The sequence below is a fragment of the Nakamurella sp. genome (genome assembly GCF_048594475.1).
Taxonomy (GTDB): domain Bacteria; phylum Actinomycetota; class Actinomycetes; order Mycobacteriales; family Nakamurellaceae; genus Nakamurella.
The window spans coordinates 1-2,986 of record NZ_JBMDXT010000471.1; the positions used below are offsets into that span (position 1 = coordinate 1).

Genomic DNA, 2,986 nt, shown 5'->3' on the forward strand with positions numbered 1-2,986 from the left:
CGAGCCGGCAGCCGCTCCGCCCGCGGCCCGGGCTCCGCCCAGCGCCGCGGCCGCGGCCCGGGCCGCGGCCGGCAGGGCGGCGGCGATGGTCTCGACCGCCTGATCGTCGTGCGCGGCGGAGACGAACCAGGCCTCGAACGCCGACGGCGGCAGGTAGACCCCGGCGTCGAGCATCGCGTGGAAGAACGCCGCGAACGCGGCCGTCGATTGGCCCCGGGCCTGGTCGTAGTTGGTCACCTCGTGCTCGGCGAAGAAGACCGAGAACAGGGTGCCGGCTCGCTGCAACCGGTGCGGCACGCCGGCCGCGGCCAGCTCGGCCGCCACGAGATCGCCGACGGTGCCGGCGGTCCGGTCCAGATGGGCGTACACCGTCGGGGTGCAGTTGCGCAGGGTGGCCAGCCCGGCGGCCGTGGCGATCGGGTTCCCGGACAGCGTGCCGGCCTGGTAGACCGGCCCGTTCGGGGCGAGCATGGCCATCACGTCGGCCCGGCCGCCGAACGCACCGACCGGCAGGCCGCCGCCGATCACCTTGCCGAACGTCATCAGGTCCGGCTGCCAGCCCTCGAGCGCGCCGTCCAGCCCGTACATCCCGGACGGGCCGACCCGGAACCCGGTCATCACCTCGTCGGTGATGAGCAGCGCGCCGTCGCCATGCGCGATCTGCGCCAGCCCGGCCGTGTAGCCCGGCCGCGGCGGCACCACGCCCATGTTCGCGGCCGCGGCTTCCACGATGATCGCGGCGATCTCGCCGGGGTGGGCGGCGAACGCGGCGCGCACCGCGTCGAGATCGTTGTACGGCAGCACGATCACCTCGGCGGTGGTCGCCGCGGTGACGCCGGGGGAGTCGGGCAGCGCGAACGTCGCCACCCCCGACCCGGCCGCGGCCAGCAGGGCGTCGACGTGACCGTGGTAGCAGCCGGCGAACTTGACGATCTTGGGCCGGCCGGTGAATCCGCGGGCCAGCCGCACCGCCGACATCGTCGCCTCGGTGCCCGAGGAGACCAGCCGCACCTGCTCGACCGGGCCGACCCGGGCCACGATCTCCTCGGCCAGCAGCACCTCGCCGGGCCCGGGTGTGCCGAACGAGAGTCCCCGCACCGCAGCCTCGGTGACCGCCTCCAGCACCGCGGGGTGGGCGTGGCCCAGGATCATTGGCCCCCACGACCCGACCAGGTCGACGTAGCTGTTCCCGTCGGCGTCGGTGATCCGCGGGCCCTGGCCGGACACCATGAACCGCGGGGTGCCGCCGACCGACCGGAATGCCCGCACCGGCGAGTTCACCCCGCCGGGGGTGACCGCCTGGGCCCGCTCGAACAGGGCCTGGCTCTGCAGGTCCGAGCTCATGAAAAGTCCCTTCCGGCGGACAGTTCCGCCGCCACTTCGGCCGCCCAGTAGGTCAGCACGATCTGCGCCCCGGCCCGCCGGATGCCGGTCAGCGTCTCCGCGATCGTCCGGTTCCGGTCGATCCAGCCGTTCGCCGCGGCCGCCTCGATCATCGCGTACTCGCCCGAGACCTGATAGGCAGCAACCGGTACCGTGGTTGACGCGGCGACGTCGGCGACCACGTCCAGGTAGGCCATGGCCGGCTTCACCATGATCAGGTCCGCCCCCTCGGCGACGTCCAGGGCGACCTCGCGGGCCGCCTCGCGGCGATTGGCCGGGTCCTGCTGGTAGGTCCGCCGGTCGCCCTGCAACGCCGAGTCGACCGCCTCCCGGAACGGCCCGTAGAACGCCGATGCGTACTTGGCGCCGTAGGCGAAGACCGCGGTGTCGGGCAGCCCGGCCCCGTCCAGGGCGTCCCGCACCGCACCGACCTGGCCGTCCATCATCCCGGAGGTGCCGACCATGTCGCTGCCCGCCCGGGCCAGCGCGACGGCCATGTCCCGGTACCGCTCCAGCGTCGCGTCGTTGTCGACCGCCCCGGACGGCGTCAGCACGCCGCAGTGACCGTGGTCGGTGAACTCGTCCAGGCACAGGTCGGCCATCAGCACGGTGGCGTCACCCACCTCGGACCTCAGGTCGGCCAGCGCGACGTTGAGGATGCCGGCCGGATCGGTGGCCTGGGAGCCGTCGGCGTCGCGCACCGCGGGCACGCCGAACACCATCAACCCGCCGACGCCGGCCGCCACCGCGTCCGCCGCGGCCCGGCGCAGCGAATCCCGGGTGTGCTGCAGCACCCCGGGCATGGAGGTCAGCGGCACCGGCTCGGTCAGCGTCTCCTTGACGAACAACGGCAGCACGAGATCGGCCGGGTGCAGCCGGGTCTGTGCGACGAGCCGGCGGATCGGCCGGGTGCGCCGCAGCCGTCGCGGACGGTCGGTGGGGAACATCAGGACTCCCGGTTCGGGTCGTCGTGCCCGCGGCAACGGGCACGGGTGGCGTGGTCGATCAGCGCGGCGACGAGCCCCGCGCCGGTGGGTTCGGTGGCCACGAAGGCGATGTCGCGGCCGGCGGCGGCCGCCGCGGAGCGGGTGGGCCGCCCGATGGCGCCGAGCGCGGTGCGGCCCGCGACCGGCAGGCCGGCCAGCGCCTGCACGGTGCTGGGTGAGGTCAGCAGCACCGCGTCGAAGTCGCCGGCCGCCAGCCGGCGGGCGATGACCGGGGCGGGCGGCCGGACCACGGTCCGGTAGGCGACGACGTCGTCCACCCGGTAGCCCTTGCCGGCCAGCGCGTCCGGCAGCAGGTCGGGGGCCCGGACCGACCGGGGGAGCAGGGCCGCGGCCGGTCCGCCGGCCTCGGGGCCCGCGTCCGCGGCGCGCGGGAAGACCTCGGCCAGCTCGGCCGCCGACCCCCCGGTCGCCGGGATCAGGTCGACCGGCAGCCCGGCGGCCCGCGCCGCGCGGGCCGTGCCCGGCCCGACGACGGCGACCCGGGGGTCCGCCGGCACCGGACCCACGCCCAGTGCGGCGGCCCGGGTCACGACGGCGTCGACGGCGTTGACTGAGGTGAAGACCACCCAGGCGTACTCGCCGCGGGCCAGCGCGAC

Annotated in this window: 3 protein-coding genes; all 3 read right to left on the minus strand. The window is 75.5% G+C overall.

Annotated elements, in window-relative coordinates:
• Window positions 1–1,344 (minus strand): glutamate-1-semialdehyde 2,1-aminomutase (hemL, locus tag ACOJUF_RS21155; RefSeq protein WP_420123789.1); only part of this gene is annotated, 1,344 nt, incomplete at its 3' end.
• Entirely contained in the window at window positions 1,341–2,330 is a 990-nt protein-coding gene (gene hemB / locus ACOJUF_RS21160; protein WP_420123790.1) for a porphobilinogen synthase, read from the minus strand. The genes hemB and hemL, both read right to left, overlap by 4 nt.
• The coding region (locus ACOJUF_RS21165; protein WP_420123791.1) for a uroporphyrinogen-III synthase at window positions 2,330–2,986 on the minus strand (657 nt) is incomplete at its 5' end. The genes ACOJUF_RS21165 and hemB, both read right to left, overlap by 1 nt.